This window comes from Hymenobacter koreensis, assembly GCF_039541855.1.
Classification (GTDB): domain Bacteria; phylum Bacteroidota; class Bacteroidia; order Cytophagales; family Hymenobacteraceae; genus Solirubrum; species Solirubrum koreensis.
This window is the reverse complement of sequence record NZ_BAABHA010000015.1, coordinates 415,594-431,995: the sequence shown is the minus strand read 5'-3', so window position 1 is coordinate 431,995 and position 16,402 is coordinate 415,594. Positions and strand designations below refer to the sequence as shown.

The following is a 16,402-nucleotide window of genomic DNA, read 5'->3' as shown; positions in this document are numbered from 1 at the left end:
TTATTTGAAACGAGGGCGGTATTGAATCCAGAGGCCGCGCAGCAGGTCGCGGAAATGCGACTTGAGGTCTTGCTGGCACACGCTGGTGTCGAAGTGTTCCGTGCCGGGGAATTTCTTGGCGGCGTACAGCTCGGCCCGCTCCTGCACCAATTCGGCAGTCGGCGACCAGCAAATTCCATTGAGCGTCAGCACTTCGAGGGTGTTGTCGTCGCGGTACTGGCGGTGTACGACCAAGTAAGTGTAGAGGCGCATGGCGGTTGGTTAGAGGTCGGTTTGGGTGAGTTTGTCGGCTTCGGCGCTCATGCCCCGGTCGCGCAGGGTTTGGGCGAGGCGGCTCACGGCGCGGGTAATCAGGTGCTGGTCGGCCGCAGCGGTAAAGCCCGTGTCCACGCTGGCGACGTCGTGGTATTCGAGTTGGTTGCCCACCTGCCGCTCGGCGTACACGGGCGTCAGGGGCCGCACGTACGCCTGCACGGTCAGCGCCGGCAGGGTGTTGGGGTACACCTGCCGCTGGTTGTTTTCGCGCAGGGCAACAATCGGGTGCTCGGCGTCCGGCCCGGCAATGGGGTCGTTGAGGCGGTAGCTCAGGGCAAAGCCGTCCACTTCTTCCGTCACGAGAGCCGAGCCGATGAGGTAGTGGTCCACGTAGTCGAAGTCGGCGGGCAGCGTGAACAGGCCACCGGGTTTGAGCGAGCCGCCCAACGCCGTGAAGTTGGCGCGGCGCAGGAAGGGGTGCAGCAGCCGGTCGGTTTTCCGGTTGGTCGCCACGCCCATCGGACGCGGCGACCGTTTCGGGGCGATGAGTTCGTCGTAGAGGGCTTGCGCGGCGTCGCCGACGGCAGCCGCCACCTCCGGCTTGGGGAAGTAGCTGGTGTACTGGCCGAGGCGTTGCTGAACGCGCTCAACGAGGTGGCGGATGCGTTTGTCGGGCATGGGTACTAGTATTTATACTCGTAGGGCAAAGTGTCGAGCGCAGGGATTACAGCCGGATTTTTAACCTGCTGTGCGGTGTAATTCTCAAGCGTTAAGGCGTAAAGGGCAACGCCCACGCCCTTTTCACGCTCGATGGTCTTGGTTTCGCCGTTTCGTTCCAGCGTAACCGTTTCCATGCCCGTTACTGGCATTGCCACTACCACATTAACGCCATCCCCTGTTGTTGAGGTGTAGGCATTGAGAATGTGCAGGGCGGCAAGATTCAGCTTGTCGCTCATTACTTCTTCTTGTTTTTCTTGGCCAGCTTCTCGTCGTACACGCGCTGCAACTGGCGGCGGGTGGTCTGCCCTTGGTTGTCGAGCAGGTAGCTCAGCAGTTCCTCCTGGTGGTTGCCCGAGGGGATTTCCAGCACGCGCTGGCGGGTTTCGGTGTACACGTAGCGGCGCTCGGCGGCTTCCCACTCGATAACCTTCTCCTGCTCGGCGTTGGCAATCAGGGCTTCCACCTGCACGGCTTCGTCGGCTAAGGCACGGAACACGCGGTCGGAGTCCTGCTGGGCCAGCTTCACGAGCGAGGTGAACATGGAGTCGCGGTCGGTGTTGGTGGGCAGCTTGAGGCGCTTGGCCACCCCTTTCAGGGTTTCGTAGTCGTAGGTGGCGAGCGTGCTCATCACGGCAATGCTCTGCTCCACGGTTTTCGCCTCGTTTTTGGCGTCCTTGGCGGGCTGCACGCGTTCGAACTTGTAGCCCGTCAGGCTCTGGTGGCCGGGAATCACACAGGTTTTGTTGGCCGGGTGCAGCTCCAAAAACTCGTAGATGCCCACCTGCTTGTCGGTCACGGTCAGCAGGCCGTCGCGGAACTCGATTTCGGCCAGCACCGGCACGACCTCGCGGTTGCGGCCCTGCCCCACCGTCTTGGTGCCCTGCTTGGCCATGATTTCCACGTCGGCCCGCAGGTGCGGATCGAAGATGGTGGCTTCGGCCGTCAGGTTCACCGAGGGCGGAAACTTGGTGACGGGCACTTCGTTGCCGGCCGAATCAACGGCCATTTGCTTGACGCCCGCGTTGGTCAGGCGGTAGGTGGCCGATTCGCCCCGTTTCAGGGGTTCGATGAGCTTGCGCAGGTCGTCGCTAATCTGGTTGTACTCGGAAATTTCCATGTCGGAACGGTTGGTTGGGAGCTTGGATGTGACCAGCAAGGTACGAAAAATGTTGGTCGTATCGGGCCGGTGTGTACAAATCTTATGGACGCAAAAACTCCCCGGCAGCAGGGCCACCGGGGAGGAAAGCAGCGGGTGCGTTACTCCCGCTTACCAACCACGCAAAAACCTAGCTCGCGGGGGCGATGAAGAACGAGCGGCTGATGGCCACTTGCTGCAAGCCTTCCTGCGACTGGATGCCCATTTCGAGCTTGTCCTTGAAGGTGATGTCGATGTCGCGGTACACCTCCTTGAAGCGGCGGCTCTGGCCGTTCGACTGCGACTTGTAGCAGATCGTCAGCGACGGCATTGACACGGTTTTTAGGCCGTTCTCGTCGTCCACTTTGGTTACCGACATTTTGTTGCCGGGCACGATGTAGCCTTCCTTGGCGTAGCTCATGTACGACTGGCCCATCAGGATGGGGTGGATGCGGAACTCCTGCAAGTGGAAGGTAACGCCGTGGTAAGTGAACGAGCTAAAGCCCAAGTCCACCGCGCGGTTTTTGCCGTTGCCCATGCCGAACGAGTTGTACTGGATGCCGCCGTTCTCGGTGAAGGGGCGGATCAGGTCTTCGATGGCGTTGCGCAGTTCGTCGCCGATGTACCAGTGTACTTCGGTTACGCCCAACAGGCGCTTGATCTTCGTGGTCAACGTGTCGAGGTTGGCCAGCGAGAAGCCGGTGCCCGCGTTGTAGTACAACTGGTTGCCGTTGGCTTTCAGGTTCGAGCGCAGCGAGTTGGTCAGCGTCACGCCGTTCACCGAGCCGCCGGGGCCGAGCATGAGTTGCAGGTTCTGCTTGATGCGGTGGCGCTTCAAGGTTTCCATTTTCAGCTTGTTGACAACGTGGCTGGTGCCACCGACCGTTACGGCCATGTCGTGCGAAGCCAAATCGCCCGTTACGTTCGGGGCCAGCGTCTTCATGATCTGGAACTGGCCCTGGAAGCGGGTGAAGGGCGTGTCCAGGCCCACGGTCGGCATGTCGGTGCCTTCGCCGAAGGCGTTGCCCTGCGCGACGATGGGGGTGGTGGCGCCGCCCGCAACGTGCAGCGCCAGCGCGGCGCCGATGTCGCCCGTGGTGCCGATGCGGGTCAGCACGTACTGCGTGGCCGTGCCCGCGCCGGAGGCCGAGGTTACCTGGGCGTACAAATCGCCGATCAGGGGAATGATGTCGCCGACGATGAGCGGGGCGCGGTCAATCGTGCCGCCGAGTTCGGTGATGGCCGAGTACGCCGACGCGTCGAGGGTGATGGTCGAAGCCGATTGGCCGGCCGAGGCGGTGGCCACGCGCGAGTCGCGGAACAGGCTGCCCTGCTCGTAGTTGTAGAACTTGCTGGCTTTCACCAAGCGGGCGTTGGCTTCCAGGCTCGTCATGAAGTCCTGGTCGTCCCACGACTGATCGACGGCCTTGAGGATGTCGCGCTCCATCAAAATGGAGTCGGCGTCGTAAACTACGCTGTCCGATTGCGGGGTAGCGTTGGTGCGGTTGGTTACCGCGTTGGAGGGGTAGAAGCCTTCGGCTGCCATTGGGGTGAGGGGCTAGGGGTGTTTGTTAGTGGGTGCCTCGTTCTTGGAGCTGCCGAAACGCTTCGGCCACGGCAGCACTGTTGGTTGGGCCTCCGGCCGCTGAGGCGGACGCGGCGGGGGCGCTGTTGACGAGCTGGCCCATCGGAACCGAGGGGCCAACGGCGGACTTTCCGGCCGTGTAGAGGTGCTTGGCGAACCCGTCGGGGTCGGTGGCAAAGGCGGCTAAGGCGGCCACTCGGTCGAGGCTTAGCTGCTGGCCATCGGGAAACAGGAACGCTTGCAGTCCACCGACGTAATCGTCCATGAATGCTTTGGTGGCCGGGGTGTTTTCCACGCCCACCTTCACGGCGGCCCCGTCAATCGAAAACTCGATTTCGGCGGGCTGGGCGAAGTAGGCGTCCACGGCCTGCAAGTGCGCGTCGATGTTTTTCTGCTGGTCTTCCGCGCTCGGCCCCTCGGTCGGAGGCGCGGCTTGCGGCAGGGCGGCAATCTTGGCGGCTTGCTGCTGCTCTTGCATGTAAGCAGCGTCTTGCTGCGCGGCAAAGCCTAGACGGCGTTGGTCGCGCTGAAAGTCGGGGTTGTCGGCGTCCTCGAAGGAAAGGTTCGGGAACTTGCGGGCAAATTCCAACACGAACTCGTCGAGGGCGATGTCGGCGGGCATCGCGGGGTTGCGGGCCTGGAAGGCTTGCAGCATCACCTCGCGGGGGTCGTCCTCGGCCAGCTTGGCAAAGTCCTGGGCCTGCAACTGAAAGTACGCGGCGGCTTCGGCGGGCTTGTCGGCCACCCACTGCCGCAGGGCCACGTCCTGCGCGTCGCGCTGGTTGGCCTTGAAGGCTTCGGCTTCCTGGGCCAGTTGCAACTGCGACTTGAGGACCGTCACGTCCTCCACGCCCACCTGCTCTTTCAGCCACGCCGCGTAATCGACGGGCGCAACAACGGGGGCGGTTTCGGCAACGGGTTCTGCGGTTCCCGGCTCAACAGCTACCGTTTCGGAAACGGCAGGAGCGGAAACTGCCGGCGTAGGAGCCGGTTCGGCGGGTGCCTCGCCACGGGCGGCGGCAGCAAACGCCTCGGCCACCGGATTCGGTTGCGGGGTGTCGGGGGTAAAGTCGGGAGTGGTGTCCTCCATGATCGGGCGCGGGTTGGTCGTTGGCGCAAGGTCCGATAACCAATATTCTTCGTACCTTGAATCAATGAAAACACCGCCGTTTTCAGGGACATTAGTTTATGACCGACCCCACCCACCTCGCCCGCGAGAAAGCCGTGGCCGTGCAAACCGGCCTCTCCCCCTCCCTTTACGCCCGCTTCGTGCAGTACATGAAGGCCACCGGCTACACCAAGCAGTCCGACGCGCTGCGCAGCATCGTGATTGAACGATTGAAAGCCGAAGGGCTGTAACCGCCGCTCGGCCCGGCAAAGCGGCGTGAATTTTGCGGGCTGTAAATGCCGGTATGCGCCTCGCTGACCGTGTTTTACGGGAATTGCTCGGTGAAACCGCCTTTGCGCACGGCAAACCGGGAACGTTCACGGTCAAAACCGGCAGGCGGCAGCGGTAAAGCGTTGGCTGTGAGGCCAAAAATGGCGATTGGACGCCGCCTACGTGGTTGGATAAAATAAAGTTTCGATTAGATGCATAAAAATTTGCGGGGGCGCGTTCTTTCCTCGTAAACTGCGTTGTTTTTTACCTGTACCCACCGGCCTTTTCGTTCTTTTTTACCCTCGCTTACCTTCTTATTTACGCTCACCGATGAATGCCGCCGTCGCTCCCGCTGTACAAGTTTTGCAAACGTCCGAGTGTGGCGTCTGCCCCTTCTTCTTCCACCCGTCCGGTCAATTGGCCGGCGCCTGCGCCTGCGCGTGCATGACGCCCGTGCCCAACAACGGCGACCCTTACCCCGACTGGTGCCCGCTGCTGCGCGGCGACGTGTGCGTGCGCCTCGCCCCGGCTGCCGCCGCTTAGAGCAGGCTGGTTTGCCGACCCGCCGACCGGGCCGTTTCCTTCGGGGAGCGGCCCGGTTTGTTTGTGGCCGGGGCGGGCTGGGGCTTGGGCGCGTACGTGGCCGCCAATTCGCGGTCCAGGGCCGCGTAGTCGGTAACGGGCGGCGGCTCGTCCCGGAAGTACTTCACGACCACTTGCTCGCCGTAGCGGCACTCCACGGCCCGCAGCAGCCCCTCGGCCACGCAGTAGTCGAGGCACTTGGGTACGCGGGCGCGCTCAAGTCCCTGCCCGTGCAGGTAAAACCCGAGCGCCGCCGCCGTGAGCAGGCGGTCGGCGCTGAGGTGTTGAATGGCTTGGCGAAGTTCGGGGATGGTCATTACGCGGCGCTGGGCTTGGGCTTCATTGCTTCGAGTTCCAGTTTGTTTTCCAGCGTCGCGCCGGCCCGCTGGTGCTGGGCGGCCTCGCGCATGGCGGCCACGGCTTCGGTGCTCTCGGCCACGACCTGCGCGGCCTGCAACTTGGCCTGGGCGCCGAGCTGGGCGGTCTGCATGTTCACCTGCCCCTGCGCTTGGATGAGCATGAGCTGGGTTTCGCGGGCGTAGGCGTCGCGGCGCATGTCGAGTTCGGCCTGCATCTGAATGGTGCTTTGCTTGGCTTTCTCGGCTTCCTGCGCGCTCTGGATTTGCGCCTGCGTGGTGAACTCCGTGTTCTGCTGGGCCATCTGCTGCTGCTGGGCCATGTTGCGCTTGGCCCGCACGCTGAGCAGGAAGTAGGCTTGCTTGAGGTTATCGACCTGCGTGACGTAGGCGAAGTCGGCGAGCGTGATTTCCTTGGTTTCGAGGGCTTTGTCGGCGGCGGCGTAGAAACGCGCCCACTGCTCCTGCGTGGGCTTGCGCTCCACCTTTACGTCCATGTCGCGCACGGCCACGGCCTCGCTGTGGCCTTTCAGCGAGCGGGCAATGGCTTTGTAGACGCTCTCGATGCGCCACTGCTTGGCGTCAAACAGGTAGCCCATCGCGTTTTCGGCGCCGGCAATGGCCAAATCGGTCACGCCCTTGCCCTGCCGCGAGGCCGGGTTGGCGCCGCTCACGGCCCCGTTCACGCCCGTGATTTCTTCCAGCAGCAGCTTGGCCTGCTGGATGTTCGCCCAATGCATGTTGACGATGGGCGAAATGTCGTTGATGAACTGCTGGATGGGCGGGGGCAGCGGCGTACCGTCTTCGGTCAGGCCGTGGTAGACCAGCACCTTTTTCTTGAAGAACATTTCCAGAATGTCCTTCTCGGCTTTTTCCGGCGTGGTGCCTTTCTCCAACACCACCTGTTCGAGCACACCCTTGTTGATCTGGATGCCGTGGGTGACGGCCGTGGCCAGCACGTCCTGCAAGCGCATCCACTCGCGCATGGCGAAGTCCACGGGCACCATGCCCTGCTCCACCAGCGAGTTGGAGAGTCCGCCGAGCAGGTCGGGCGTGGTCACCACGTAGAAGGGATGAGCCACGAAGGGGTTCTTTTCGTCGCGCAACTGTTCGTGGGCAAGGCGGCAGCCGTAGCCGATGGCGGTGTTGTTGATGAGCGTGCCTTCGTAGACGTTGCTCACCTTCTGGCGCACGACCTTGCGGTTGGGGTTTTTCGGCTCCGTGTAGGTGGCCGGGTGGTCGCGCACCAAGCGGTTGCCGACCTTGTTCTGCCCGTCGGTTTTCACCACCTCGTCGGTGGAAATAAACGAGAAGCGAATCACTTCCAGCGTGCCGCCGAGCACCGGGTCTTCGCCGAGGGCCGGGTCGTAGTAAAACGTGCCGTTGGGCGAGGCGGGGGTGGCGAGCTGCTTGAGGTGTTCGAGTTCGTCGGCTTGCAGGGTCGTGTGCTTGTCCTGCTCGATTTCGTGGAGCACCTGCGCCAGCGGCACGCGCTCGACGTGGGCGCCCGCCTGCAAGTGTTGGTAGGTGGCCGACTGGCTGGGCAGCATCAGCGCGTCGCCGGGGTGGACGCGGCGCGGCAGGCGCTTGTTACCGGCCAGCGCCATGTAGACCACCGAGGAACCGTAGGTGGCGTCGTCGCTTTCGCAGGCCCGCTCCTGCTCGGCAAACGCGGCCTGCTCCATTGCCTTCACGATCTGCGTTTCCAAATCGGCCACGCCCGCCACCTTGTACTCGGCGAGCATGAATTTCAACTCGTCTTCGTCGAGCGGGATGTCGTTTTCGTTGGGCACGGGCATTCCGGCCTCTTGGGCCACGGCGCTCATGCCGGCCCGCTCGTTCATCCACGCCCGCAGCTTGGCTTCCTGTTGGGCCTTTTCCTCCTGCGCCACGGCGTCGAGGAAGGTGATGATCGGGTCGAAGTCGGCCTCGCGCAGCAGGGCCAAGGCCGAGCGGCGGCGCTTGGGCAGCAGTTCGAGGATGCGGCGGTCGAGCTTGCTGGTTTTGGTGGCGCCGGAGGGCACGGTGCGGAACCCGTCCTTGTCGGCGCGTTCGGGCTTGCTCTCGTCCTTGAGCACGGCGTACTGGCCCGCGTCCTGGTGGCCGGTGGCGTACAGCTCCGCTTGGCGGTAGCGGCCCGAGAGGCGGCCGTTGAGAAAGTCGCGGCTGCTGCTGTTCAGGTAGGCCGAAACGTGCGCCCGCCCGTATTGCAGGATGTAGGCTTTGTTTTTCTTGCGCGGATCACATTCCGCCAAGTTCGGATACGCGGCGGCCGAAACCAGCGGCTCGTTGATGTTGATTTTCATGGGCGCCGTTTAGCTGTTGAGGTAGGTGGAGGGGTTGTAGGCCGAGAGGTCGGTGGGCTTGCGAATGGGTTTGCGGACGTGGCGCCGGGCGTTGAGCAGCGTCCAGCCCGAGGCCACGGCGGCGTCGAACTTCTGCGTGTTCGTGGCGTCGAAAACCAGCAGGTCGTTGACTTGGTGCTCGAAGGGCAGGCGGCGCGGGTCGTCGAGAATCGGGGCGTTGGTGAACTCGGCCAGCCGGTCGCAGTACTGCGAAATCGAGGCTTCGCTGGCGGCCATGCCGGGGGTTTGGGCCGTTTTCTTGTGCTTCTTCGCTTCTTCGCTGGTGGTGGCTACGCGGCCCACGATGAAGTCCGCGTAGCCCCGGTTGTCGAAGTAGGTGATGATGCCGGGCTTGTTGTTTTCCGGCAGCAGCGGCATTCCGAGCAGGTGGCACATTTTCACCATGTCCTCGTAATAGGTGGCTGGGTCGGGCGGGCGGTTCACGTACTCGACGATAAACGAGTTGCTGGGCCAGTAGCCGGGGCGTTCCTCGCCTGTGGGCAGCAGGCGCTCGGCCTCGTGCAGCAGGTCGGGCTTCCAGAAGGCGTAAGCGGCGGCTTTCGAGGCGGCCCCGAGCTTGACCACCTTTTTGGCGTCGTAGGGGTCGGTGCCGGCCGCGTACTCCAACGCGTTGAGCGGCTTGTAGCGCACCTGCGTGCCGAACAGGGTTTCAATTTCCCCCACGGGCTGCACGTTGTTGAGCACCTCGGGCATGGCCTGGGTGATGATTTTGAAGCGGCCGTTGACCTTGTTGGGAATCCACTTCACGGTCGTGCGCGTGGCGGGGTCGGCCCACGTCAAATCGCATTGGGTCCAGTACGGACGCGGCAGCGAGGCCAGGTGCATCCGCACCGTGTTCAGGTTTTCGAGGTTGAGGATGGAGTCGCGGTCGGAGCTGGAAAAGGCGTCTTCCACCGTGCGCGGGTTGGCACGCCAGTAGCGGCGGGCCTGCACCAAGTCGTTTTGCGGGGCCGCTTCTTCGAGGTCGGCGATGGATTCTTCGACCTTGGAGCGGCCGAACTCGTCCATGATGTGCCCGAGGTAGGCGGGAATGAACTGGCGCACGAAGCCGCTTTCGGTGCGGCCGTTGGCCTTGCGCTCGGCGGGGTTGGATTTGGTCCAGAGCCGCAGCGGCATTTCCGGCTCGAAGTCCTCCTTTTCGTCGATGGTGGAGGGCATCCACATGAAGCCGATGGCGAAACCGCCGCGCCACATCATGCGCGAGAGCACGTTCGCGCGTTCCTCCGAGTCGTAGTCCTGCTTTTTGGCCCACTCGTCGTTGAGCACTTCTTCGAGCGTGTCGCCGTCAAACGCCTGCGGCTTGGAGTTGCGGCGCTCGATGGTGGTGTTCAGGGCAATGACCTTCTTGCCGGTCAGGGCCGTTTTGCCGCGCCGCGCCGGGGCTTTGAAGTTGATTTTTTTCTGCGCGTTGTCCGTCGCCAAGTCCGTCACGGGCTTGATGAGCGTGGAGAGGTTGCGCAGCGCGTGCGAAATGAACTTATTGAGTACGTCGGCGGCCGATTCGTCGTTTTTCGACTGGATGCCGAAGCGTTTGCCCACGGACGTGATGGCTTTCCAGAGCAGGCGGGCGGCGCGGCGGGCGGTTTTGCCGCGCTGACGGGCACCGAGGAAGATTTTGCCGATGCACTTGTTGTCGTTGACCGCCTGCTCGTCGTGCAGGAAGTCCATCTGGTCCACGTCGCGAAAGTCCGCGTAGCCGCCGTGCGGGAGCTGGAAGTGGGTTAGGAAGAAGTAGTGAACGCCCGTCAGGTACGTGGGTTCGCCGTCGTTGAGAAACCAGCAGCCCTCGAAGATGCGGTCGGCCTCGCGGTCTTGCAGGGCCAGCCGGTCTTTTTCGCTCAGCAGGTCAATGGCCTCGTCGGTGGGAAAGTCGCGGCGCCACTTCTGGTCTTTGCGGTTCTTGACGTGGCCGTTGAGAAACCCGTCCTTGGACTTTGGGACGCAGGGCGTGTGGCACCACATTTCGCCGATGAAGGCGCGCAGGCTGCCGTCCCGTTGCTTCTCAAATTCGAGGGCGCGTTGGCTCATCGGTTACTTGTTGCGCTTTAGCACTTTGTCCTCCCACGAATCGCGGGCGGCCTGGGGTTTGGCTTCCTCGGCGGCTTGTTGCTGCATGTCCTCGTCGTCGAAAAACAGGCGGGCCTCCATTTCCTTGAGCTTTAATTCCATGCGGTCGAGGTCGAGCCAGAGGTCGATGCGCGAGCGGTTGGCCCGCATTTCGGCGTCGGCTTTCAAGTCGCCCTTCTCGGCGTCGGCGCTGCTTTCTTCGGCAATGCGCTTCTCCACCCGCTCGCAGGTCTGGTCGTAGGCTTCGCAGCCGGCCGCGTAGGAGCGAAACTGGCGCGAAGACATGGCCCGCAGCCACGCCCAACGCAGTTCGCGCACGCCGTCGTCGGTCAGGTTCAGGGCTTTCTCGGCGCGCGGATCATTCGGCTTGATGCCCGACAACCGCAGGGCTTCCCGCTTTCGGTCGCCCCAATCGAGGCCCGCCGCGTGCAGGCCGCTGCCTTCGCCGAGGTAGATGGCGTAGCGCAGCCAGCAGTCGTTTTTGCCTTGGCCGTACGTAACCAGCTTCTCGTTTACGGCCAACTCCGGCCAGTGCTCAAGCACCGTGGAGCCAGCCGGCACGTCGGCGGGGTTGTAGCGCAGGCGGTGGGCGTAGGTGTGTTCAGCCATTGCGGGTTGCTCGTTTCCACCAATTATGTGCGTTTGGCGGGGTAGGCTGGCAGTTTATAGAACCAGCTCCTTTACAGAAAGAACAGGGTAAGAATGTGGCAGGCCGGCCAAAGTGAATCAGTTTTGAACCGCCAAATCCGCTGCATCCTGGGCATGAAATAGTCATGGTCGGCTAGTTGTAGTGGATGGAATCGAGGGGTAGCAGCGCGTAGACGGGTTTCGGGCTTAACTGCTCATCCCAAAATGGATGGTCTTTAAAGTGAATGGTGATGCCGTTCCCTGTTAAGACCTCATTCCACTCGGGATTGCGAACGGCCAAAATCTTATCCTGCTGCACGCACCAGAAGTCTTCGCCGCCGATGGTTTCGCGCAATGCAGCCCCGCCGTCGAAAATGACGCGGCGTTGCGCCTCCGCCCGTGGACAATCGCGTAGCGGCGTACCGACATAGCGGACCACGCCTTCGTTGGGTAGCGGCGGAACGTCGGCTTGCAGCACCAAACCGCCTTTCACGCGGCACTTGCGGGTTTCACCGTCGATTACCTCGTCGGTCACGTCTTTATCCCACACCGGCCGCAGAAAGGCGTAACCTCCCACGGGGATCAGGGTATCCCAGCCGTTGCGCTTGATGACCGCCAGAACGTGCGTATAGGGCACGCGGTAGACGCCGGGTTCAATCTCGGTTTCGTCGGCCAGGGAAGCCGGGTCGAGGTGAACGGTGTCACCCACTTCGATTTCGGGCGTGATATCGGCGCAGGTGCGGGGCTTGCCGGGAATGCCGGAGTCGCACACCACCATCGAGCGGTCGAGGCGCGTGGGCAGGCGCAGCACCAGCCCTTCGCGGGTGAGGTGTATGGGGTCGTCGGCTTCGAGTTCGGCCGTGATTTCCCCGCCCGAGCGCAGCGTCTGGTCGAGGCCGTCCATTGCGCGGTAGGTGTGGAACAGCGTGCCGTCGGGCGCTTTGATGCCCTGCTTGCGCTGATGCCGCTCTGGCACGGCAACCAGCAGGAAATTGGCAGTGGGTTGCAGGCTACTCATTAGCGCAGGCGAAGCAGGGCTTGAATGGCTTTCACGGCAATAACGCCGCCGTACACGTTTCGGAACGGCACGTTATAGCCCGTGGCCAGGTGCAGCGCGAGTTGCAGGGCGAATACCAGCAGAACAAAGAACACGAGTTCAACCGCCCAATTCACCCACGCCCGGCTCTTGTAGGTGTAAATATCGTTCTCAGCCAAGCCGAGGATGCGGTAGCTTTTCTGGTAGAAAAACAGGTTGATCAGGCGCTTGTGGGCGTGGTTCTCGCCTTTGACGGTCAGCGTAAAGAAGGATTTCATGGTTGGGTAGGGCGGTTGTGCGTGGCTTTGCAGAGTTTCAGAAACTGGCGGCGGCAGTGGGCGGCCTTTTGCTCGGCCCATTGGCGCCGGGTCAGCTCCCGGTGGTATTCGGTGTTGATGATGCCGCCGACGTGCCGCTCCCACGCGCCCCACAACAGGGCCAGCACGAGCAGCACGGCGAGCAGCGTTGCCATTACAGGCTCATCAACAACGCGTGGTACTTGTCGCGCAGGGCGTCAAACTGGTCGTGTTTGAACGAATTCGATGGCACGTTAACCGCCAGCGAAACCGCTGTGTGCAGCCGGTCAATGGAATCTAGCAGGTGCTTACGGTCTTGAATTGCTTGATAAGCGGCGGTCTGTTCTTCTATCGCTTCGGCTTGCCGCTTTAGGTTTTCCAGTACGTCGTTGGTTTCGTCACTCATGGTTGGTTGGTTTGGTTATTTGGAAGCTAAACGAATGGGCGGGCGCATGGGAGCAACTTCGCGCTGCTCCTGCTTGAGCACGATTTTGCGGCGTTCGGGCGCGGCCGTGGGCAGGGCAATGACGCGGGCGCGGGCTTCGCCGTTGAGCGCGTCCACGTACTGCTGCTGGGCAGCGGCCGGGTACTGGCTCTCCATCGGGTTCAAATCGGCCCGCTGCTGGCGACGGGCGACGGCCGCGTTGTAGACCTGCTGTTGCAGGGCCGCCACGTCGGGCTGCACGCCGTAGGTGCTGTTGCCGTCGCGCAAATCGCCGCGCCGCAGGGCGGTGAGCTGCTTGAACTGGCCCCAATCGACTTTCTTGCCGGGCACGAACGGGTCGTCGATGTCGGTGAGCGACTGGTTTTCCAACTGGATTTCGGCCGGCACCACGTTCACGTTCTTCGGCTGCACGCGCTCTTGGGCGGGGCGCAGCACGTTCTGCTGAAACTCCACGGTGCGGTTCACGGGAGCCGGAGCGGCGGGGGCAATGACGATGCGGCGCTTGGGGGCGGGAGTTTCGGGCATAACTGGCTACTTGAGTAGCACAAGGTACGAAAATTGTTGGTCAACCACCGCGTTGCCGTACAGGGATTTCGTACAGCTAGCGGCCGTGGACACCCGAAGGGGTGCCGATATCAAACAAGACCCGCTTGTTTCTGCTCAGCCGCTCGTTGATGGCGGCGAGTGATTTCTGCACCAGTTCGGTTAACTCGGCCTTGTCGCCTGTGTTGTACAGTACCACGTTAAAACCGGGGTAATCATCCAGCGCCGTTTCGCTGGGGTGGGTGTCGTCGCGGGTGCCGTCGCCGCGCTGGTTCATCGGGTCGCCGACCACGCGAATCAGGATGCCGCCAGCGGCCTTGATGGCGTCGGCCTCGTTCGGGTAACGAATATCCGCCACAACGACAAGCTGTTGGTCGTCGATGCCAGAAAGCAGAGCGCGGGCGGCTTTCATAGTCACGTCCACCCAGATGGTCGGGTGTTTATCGCGTAGCGCCTGGCCGACGCTTTGAAGCAGTTCGCCCCGCGTTAGGCCCAGCAAGCCCGAAGGCTTGGCTTTTCCCTCCTGTTCGTAGTAACTCAACAACGGCTCGTAGGGCGCTTCGGGGTCTTCCAGTGTGGCGCAGACGGCTTTTAGCGGGTCGGCGAAGTTGAGGATGTGTACGTCGGGGTGGTGGTAACCGCACTTGTATTGCAGGATGTCGGCCACCGCCGATTTGCCCGCACCGCGCTTGCCGCTGATTCCAATGAGTTGCAGGGGTTTATTCATTTTTGGCTACAGCTTTTCGATTTGTTCGCGTGTGAACTTCACCTGGCCAGCGAGGTCTTCTTGAATCAGGTGGTAAATGGCGGCCACCGTGCGGGTTTTCAGGTTGCCTTCCGAGAGTAGCAGCCATTCGCCGCGTACACCGAAGTGCAGGCCGATATCCGTGATGTTGTCGGGGCGTTGGCTATTAATGATGTTGAGCTGGCCTTTCTGCTTGTCGAGCTGGTGGCAGAGGTCGGTGGCGGTTTTGAGGTTGTCGGGGTTCATGGTTGGTCGTTAGAGTTTGCCCACGGGGCCGAGGTTGTCGGAGTAGTTGTACTCAATCGCTTGTTTCTGCACCGCTTCTTTGAGCAGGTCTTCTAGGCTTTCGCCCTTGCACGAGAAATACAGGAAGCCCGTGGACAGCAAGCCCACGAAGCTCTCGCGGGACAGGTACATAACCTGCTTGGGGTTACGGCCAGACGATTCTGGATTTTCTACGCTGGCCACGATGGACTCGCCGTTGATGCCCATAACCGATATAACCCGGTTGTTTACGTAGTTGGCTTGTACGAAATCCGTGATGGGTAATTCGCGCTGTTGCGCCGTGCCAAAGCCGGTTGTGACCGTGCCGTAATTACTGGCGGCCGGAGTGGTTTTTTCTGTCATGGTTGGTATTTAGGAGTGGTTATTTCTTGAGTTTGGCGTCGCGGCCGTCGGTCGTGCCTTTCCAGAGGCTGCGGGCATCGAGTTCAAGGTCGCCGCCCGTGCCGGTTACGAGGCCGAGACTGCGTAGGCGGGTGATGCTGTTGGAGAAGTGCTGCGACTTCATGCCGAGCTTTTGCAGCACCTGCTGGCGGCGGTCGGCAGGCAGAAACACCTTGCCCGTGTTGTATTCGCAGAGTTCGGCCAGCACGAGCAGCACATGAAAGTCGCGGCCACGGGTGATGCGGTAGAGCGCGTCGGTGTGCTGGGTCAGAATCATGCAGAACGGCTCGTTGCGGGCCTTGATGCGGAAGGTGTTCTTGACCTTCGTGACCTCGCCGGTGTCCCGGTCGATGGTTTCGACCACGTTGGAGTAGCGCGTCATCGAGAAAGAGGTAGCGCGGTACGGTCTTGGGTGTCTCTGGGCATGGGGAGGGCGGCGCAGGGTCCTTCGTGGCCGGGTTTGCGGGTGCAGTACCAGCCAACGGGCGGAATTGGGCAGTGGCTCATAGGTCTCCGGCGAAGGTGAGTTGCTTAAATTCCTTCACGCTCATTTCATCGTCCCAAGCAGCAATCAGCGGGCCGTGGTTGCGAAAGTCATCTGCCAGTTCTTCATCGGTGCGGCCATTGATTTTGGCCGCGTCGAAGTGAACGACGCAGTACTTGAGTTGCAGGGTTCGGATTTTAAGAGTCTGGCTCATGGTCTGGGCTCTGGTGCGCGGGGCGCAGTGTAGGGGTGGTTACAGCTGGGCGCCGCTAATGGCTTCGGCAAGGGCTTGCTGCATGGTATCGGCATCGAAATAGCCGTCGTAGAGGTAGCCGCCGTCTTTGCCCCGCACGTCGATGGACCAACTGTCCCGACGCTTGCGGCGGCTGATATCAATCTGGCAGCCCTTGTAGAAGCCGAAGAATTCATCGGTGCCGTAGGTGACCACTTTCGAGAAGCGGCGGCCGTCAAGGGTGAAGGGAGGAAGGAACGTGTACATGGTTTGGGCGCGGTGTAGGGGGAAGGGGTGGGGGCTGGATTAGGCGGCTTTTCGGAAGGATGCGGGCATGAGTCCCATTTGCTGAATCCGACGCAGGGCCGAATACATCATGGCGCGTTCGGCGTTCTTGTTGCAGGGTTGGGCGTGGTAGTCGTTGATGAAAGCCACCGAAGGCCGGGCCGGGCACGGGCGGAAGTGCAGCGTGGCTTTCCCGTTGGGGGCTACGCTCAGCAACGCCCACTTGTCGGGCAACTCTTCGAGCTTCAGCAGCCCTTCGGGGGCGCAGTAAATGCGGTGGGTGCCCATCCCGCATTCGGGATAGAGGCGGACGAACTTCTTGCGGTCGGCTAAGAAGTCGGAGCGCGAGGCTTTGCATTCAATGACAATACTGCCCACCCGGCCGCCGATAGCCAGCACGTCGGGTATCTCGCCGCCATTGGAGGCACACACCATTTCCTTGAAGGCAACCCCGGCATGGCCTTGGCGCAGCACCCAGCGGTAGGCAATCTCAACTAGTTCATCGTGGCTCATCTCGTTCAGGCGGCTTGGTTTCGTATGGCGCGGATCAGGCGGGTGTGGCTGATATGCAAGCAAGGTACGAGGATTATGTATTAAAT

General features: G+C 61.9%; 24 protein-coding genes. 2 read left to right on the top strand and 22 right to left on the bottom strand.

The window, feature by feature from the left end; all coding sequences use genetic code 11:
• The 6 genes from ABD903_RS20735 to ABD903_RS20710 form a co-directional block, all read right to left on the bottom strand.
• Positions 1 to 252 carry a hypothetical protein gene (locus ABD903_RS20735; RefSeq protein ID WP_345227380.1) on the bottom strand — a complete coding sequence of 84 codons (252 nt, stop codon included), beginning with the start codon at positions 250 to 252 and terminating at the stop codon, positions 1 to 3.
• A gap of 9 nt (positions 253 to 261) precedes the next feature.
• On the bottom strand, positions 262 to 933 hold the full coding sequence (locus tag ABD903_RS20730) for a hypothetical protein (RefSeq protein ID WP_345227378.1): 672 nt from the start codon (positions 931 to 933) through the stop codon (positions 262 to 264).
• Between the two features lie 5 nt (positions 934 to 938).
• Positions 939 to 1,211: a hypothetical protein gene (locus ABD903_RS20725; protein WP_345227376.1), complete on the bottom strand. Its 273-nt coding sequence runs from the start codon at positions 1,209 to 1,211 to the stop codon at positions 939 to 941.
• Positions 1,211 to 2,092, bottom strand: a complete 882-nt coding sequence (locus ABD903_RS20720; RefSeq protein ID WP_345227374.1) for a hypothetical protein — start codon at positions 2,090 to 2,092, stop codon at positions 1,211 to 1,213. The genes ABD903_RS20725 and ABD903_RS20720 overlap by 1 nt, the downstream gene beginning before the upstream one ends.
• A gap of 169 nt (positions 2,093 to 2,261) precedes the next feature.
• Positions 2,262 to 3,656 carry a hypothetical protein gene (locus tag ABD903_RS20715; protein ID WP_345227372.1) on the bottom strand — a complete coding sequence of 465 codons (1,395 nt, stop codon included), beginning with the start codon at positions 3,654 to 3,656 and terminating at the stop codon, positions 2,262 to 2,264.
• Positions 3,657 to 3,681: 25 nt separating this feature from the next.
• Positions 3,682 to 4,785: a hypothetical protein gene (locus ABD903_RS20710; protein WP_345227370.1), complete on the bottom strand. Its 1,104-nt coding sequence runs from the start codon at positions 4,783 to 4,785 to the stop codon at positions 3,682 to 3,684.
• 98 nt (positions 4,786 to 4,883) lie between these two features.
• On the opposite strand from ABD903_RS20710, the gene ABD903_RS20705 reads away from it, so the two are divergent.
• Both ABD903_RS20705 and ABD903_RS20700 read left to right on the top strand, forming a co-directional pair.
• On the top strand, positions 4,884 to 5,054 hold the full coding sequence (locus ABD903_RS20705) for a hypothetical protein (protein ID WP_345227369.1): 171 nt from the start codon (positions 4,884 to 4,886) through the stop codon (positions 5,052 to 5,054).
• 349 nt (positions 5,055 to 5,403) lie between these two features.
• On the top strand, positions 5,404 to 5,616 hold the full coding sequence (locus ABD903_RS20700) for a hypothetical protein (RefSeq protein WP_345227367.1): 213 nt from the start codon (positions 5,404 to 5,406) through the stop codon (positions 5,614 to 5,616).
• Here the strand turns inward: ABD903_RS20700 and ABD903_RS20695 are convergent.
• The 16 genes from ABD903_RS20695 to ABD903_RS20620 form a co-directional block, all read right to left on the bottom strand.
• A complete protein-coding gene (locus ABD903_RS20695; RefSeq protein WP_345227366.1) occupies positions 5,613 to 5,972 on the bottom strand; it encodes a hypothetical protein in 360 nt (119 codons plus the stop codon). The genes ABD903_RS20700 and ABD903_RS20695 overlap by 4 nt on opposite strands.
• On the bottom strand, positions 5,972 to 8,317 hold the full coding sequence (locus tag ABD903_RS20690) for a hypothetical protein (protein WP_345227364.1): 2,346 nt from the start codon (positions 8,315 to 8,317) through the stop codon (positions 5,972 to 5,974). The genes ABD903_RS20695 and ABD903_RS20690 overlap by 1 nt, the downstream gene beginning before the upstream one ends.
• A 9-nt stretch (positions 8,318 to 8,326) precedes the next feature.
• Positions 8,327 to 10,405 carry a hypothetical protein gene (locus tag ABD903_RS20685; protein WP_345227362.1) on the bottom strand — a complete coding sequence of 693 codons (2,079 nt, stop codon included), beginning with the start codon at positions 10,403 to 10,405 and terminating at the stop codon, positions 8,327 to 8,329.
• 3 nt (positions 10,406 to 10,408) lie between these two features.
• Complete coding sequence (locus ABD903_RS20680; RefSeq protein ID WP_345227360.1) at positions 10,409 to 11,053, bottom strand: hypothetical protein; 645 nt, start codon at positions 11,051 to 11,053, stop codon at positions 10,409 to 10,411.
• A 172-nt stretch (positions 11,054 to 11,225) separates the two neighbouring features.
• A complete protein-coding gene (locus ABD903_RS20675) occupies positions 11,226 to 12,089 on the bottom strand; it encodes a hypothetical protein (protein WP_345227358.1) in 864 nt (287 codons plus the stop codon).
• A complete protein-coding gene (locus tag ABD903_RS20670; RefSeq protein ID WP_345227356.1) occupies positions 12,089 to 12,385 on the bottom strand; it encodes a hypothetical protein in 297 nt (98 codons plus the stop codon). Before ABD903_RS20670 ends, ABD903_RS20675 begins: the two co-directional genes overlap by 1 nt.
• Complete coding sequence (locus ABD903_RS20665) at positions 12,382 to 12,579, bottom strand: hypothetical protein (protein WP_345227354.1); 198 nt, start codon at positions 12,577 to 12,579, stop codon at positions 12,382 to 12,384. Before ABD903_RS20665 ends, ABD903_RS20670 begins: the two co-directional genes overlap by 4 nt.
• Entirely contained in the window at positions 12,579 to 12,809 is a 231-nt protein-coding gene (locus ABD903_RS20660) for a hypothetical protein (protein ID WP_345227352.1), read from the bottom strand. Before ABD903_RS20660 ends, ABD903_RS20665 begins: the two co-directional genes overlap by 1 nt.
• A 15-nt stretch (positions 12,810 to 12,824) precedes the next feature.
• On the bottom strand, positions 12,825 to 13,373 hold the full coding sequence (locus tag ABD903_RS20655) for a hypothetical protein (RefSeq protein WP_345227350.1): 549 nt from the start codon (positions 13,371 to 13,373) through the stop codon (positions 12,825 to 12,827).
• Between the two features lie 76 nt (positions 13,374 to 13,449).
• Positions 13,450 to 14,118 (bottom strand): nucleoside/nucleotide kinase family protein, encoded by a 669-nt coding sequence (locus ABD903_RS20650; protein ID WP_345227348.1) that lies wholly within the window; start codon positions 14,116 to 14,118, stop codon positions 13,450 to 13,452.
• 6 nt (positions 14,119 to 14,124) lie between these two features.
• Positions 14,125 to 14,382 (bottom strand): hypothetical protein, encoded by a 258-nt coding sequence (locus tag ABD903_RS20645; protein ID WP_345227346.1) that lies wholly within the window; start codon positions 14,380 to 14,382, stop codon positions 14,125 to 14,127.
• A 9-nt stretch (positions 14,383 to 14,391) separates the two neighbouring features.
• The gene (locus ABD903_RS20640; protein ID WP_345227344.1) at positions 14,392 to 14,763 is read right to left on the bottom strand and encodes a hypothetical protein; all 372 of its coding nucleotides are present in this window, start codon (positions 14,761 to 14,763) and stop codon (positions 14,392 to 14,394) included.
• Positions 14,764 to 14,782: 19 nt separating this feature from the next.
• On the bottom strand, positions 14,783 to 15,184 hold the full coding sequence (locus ABD903_RS20635; protein ID WP_345227343.1) for a hypothetical protein: 402 nt from the start codon (positions 15,182 to 15,184) through the stop codon (positions 14,783 to 14,785).
• Between the two features lie 121 nt (positions 15,185 to 15,305).
• Positions 15,306 to 15,500, bottom strand: a complete 195-nt coding sequence (locus ABD903_RS20630) for a hypothetical protein (protein ID WP_345227341.1) — start codon at positions 15,498 to 15,500, stop codon at positions 15,306 to 15,308.
• 39 nt (positions 15,501 to 15,539) lie between these two features.
• Positions 15,540 to 15,785 carry a hypothetical protein gene (locus ABD903_RS20625; RefSeq protein ID WP_345227339.1) on the bottom strand — a complete coding sequence of 82 codons (246 nt, stop codon included), beginning with the start codon at positions 15,783 to 15,785 and terminating at the stop codon, positions 15,540 to 15,542.
• Between the two features lie 39 nt (positions 15,786 to 15,824).
• The gene (locus ABD903_RS20620; protein ID WP_345227337.1) at positions 15,825 to 16,316 is read right to left on the bottom strand and encodes a hypothetical protein; all 492 of its coding nucleotides are present in this window, start codon (positions 16,314 to 16,316) and stop codon (positions 15,825 to 15,827) included.
• Positions 16,317 to 16,402: the final 86 nt, after the last annotated feature.

Excerpts from the sequence above, each read along its gene's own strand:
- ABD903_RS20695 (WP_345227366.1), bottom strand. The coding sequence starts at position 5,972 with ATGACCATCCCCGAACTTCGCCAAGCCATTCAACACCTCAGCGCCGAC.
- ABD903_RS20685 (WP_345227362.1), bottom strand. The coding sequence starts at position 10,405 with ATGAGCCAACGCGCCCTCGAATTTGAGAAGCAACGGGACGGCAGCCTG.
- ABD903_RS20635 (WP_345227343.1), bottom strand. The coding sequence starts at position 15,184 with ATGACGCGCTACTCCAACGTGGTCGAAACCATCGACCGGGACACCGGC.
- ABD903_RS20690 (WP_345227364.1), bottom strand. The coding sequence starts at position 8,317 with ATGAAAATCAACATCAACGAGCCGCTGGTTTCGGCCGCCGCGTATCCG.
- ABD903_RS20700 (WP_345227367.1), top strand. The coding sequence starts at position 5,404 with ATGAATGCCGCCGTCGCTCCCGCTGTACAAGTTTTGCAAACGTCCGAG.
- ABD903_RS20650 (WP_345227348.1), bottom strand. The coding sequence starts at position 14,118 with ATGAATAAACCCCTGCAACTCATTGGAATCAGCGGCAAGCGCGGTGCG.
- ABD903_RS20715 (WP_345227372.1), bottom strand. The coding sequence starts at position 3,656 with ATGGCAGCCGAAGGCTTCTACCCCTCCAACGCGGTAACCAACCGCACC.
- ABD903_RS20655 (WP_345227350.1), bottom strand. The coding sequence starts at position 13,373 with ATGCCCGAAACTCCCGCCCCCAAGCGCCGCATCGTCATTGCCCCCGCC.
- ABD903_RS20725 (WP_345227376.1), bottom strand. The coding sequence starts at position 1,211 with ATGAGCGACAAGCTGAATCTTGCCGCCCTGCACATTCTCAATGCCTAC.
- ABD903_RS20675 (WP_345227358.1), bottom strand. The coding sequence starts at position 12,089 with ATGAGTAGCCTGCAACCCACTGCCAATTTCCTGCTGGTTGCCGTGCCA.
- ABD903_RS20665 (WP_345227354.1), bottom strand. The coding sequence starts at position 12,579 with ATGGCAACGCTGCTCGCCGTGCTGCTCGTGCTGGCCCTGTTGTGGGGC.
- ABD903_RS20720 (WP_345227374.1), bottom strand. The coding sequence starts at position 2,092 with ATGGAAATTTCCGAGTACAACCAGATTAGCGACGACCTGCGCAAGCTC.
- ABD903_RS20730 (WP_345227378.1), bottom strand. The coding sequence starts at position 933 with ATGCCCGACAAACGCATCCGCCACCTCGTTGAGCGCGTTCAGCAACGC.
- ABD903_RS20660 (WP_345227352.1), bottom strand. The coding sequence starts at position 12,809 with ATGAGTGACGAAACCAACGACGTACTGGAAAACCTAAAGCGGCAAGCC.
- ABD903_RS20625 (WP_345227339.1), bottom strand. The coding sequence starts at position 15,785 with ATGTACACGTTCCTTCCTCCCTTCACCCTTGACGGCCGCCGCTTCTCG.
- ABD903_RS20710 (WP_345227370.1), bottom strand. The coding sequence starts at position 4,785 with ATGGAGGACACCACTCCCGACTTTACCCCCGACACCCCGCAACCGAAT.
- ABD903_RS20620 (WP_345227337.1), bottom strand. The coding sequence starts at position 16,316 with ATGAGCCACGATGAACTAGTTGAGATTGCCTACCGCTGGGTGCTGCGC.
- ABD903_RS20640 (WP_345227344.1), bottom strand. The coding sequence starts at position 14,763 with ATGACAGAAAAAACCACTCCGGCCGCCAGTAATTACGGCACGGTCACA.
- ABD903_RS20670 (WP_345227356.1), bottom strand. The coding sequence starts at position 12,385 with ATGAAATCCTTCTTTACGCTGACCGTCAAAGGCGAGAACCACGCCCAC.
- ABD903_RS20735 (WP_345227380.1), bottom strand. The coding sequence starts at position 252 with ATGCGCCTCTACACTTACTTGGTCGTACACCGCCAGTACCGCGACGAC.
- ABD903_RS20630 (WP_345227341.1), bottom strand. The coding sequence starts at position 15,500 with ATGAGCCAGACTCTTAAAATCCGAACCCTGCAACTCAAGTACTGCGTC.
- ABD903_RS20680 (WP_345227360.1), bottom strand. The coding sequence starts at position 11,053 with ATGGCTGAACACACCTACGCCCACCGCCTGCGCTACAACCCCGCCGAC.
- ABD903_RS20645 (WP_345227346.1), bottom strand. The coding sequence starts at position 14,382 with ATGAACCCCGACAACCTCAAAACCGCCACCGACCTCTGCCACCAGCTC.
- ABD903_RS20705 (WP_345227369.1), top strand. The coding sequence starts at position 4,884 with ATGACCGACCCCACCCACCTCGCCCGCGAGAAAGCCGTGGCCGTGCAA.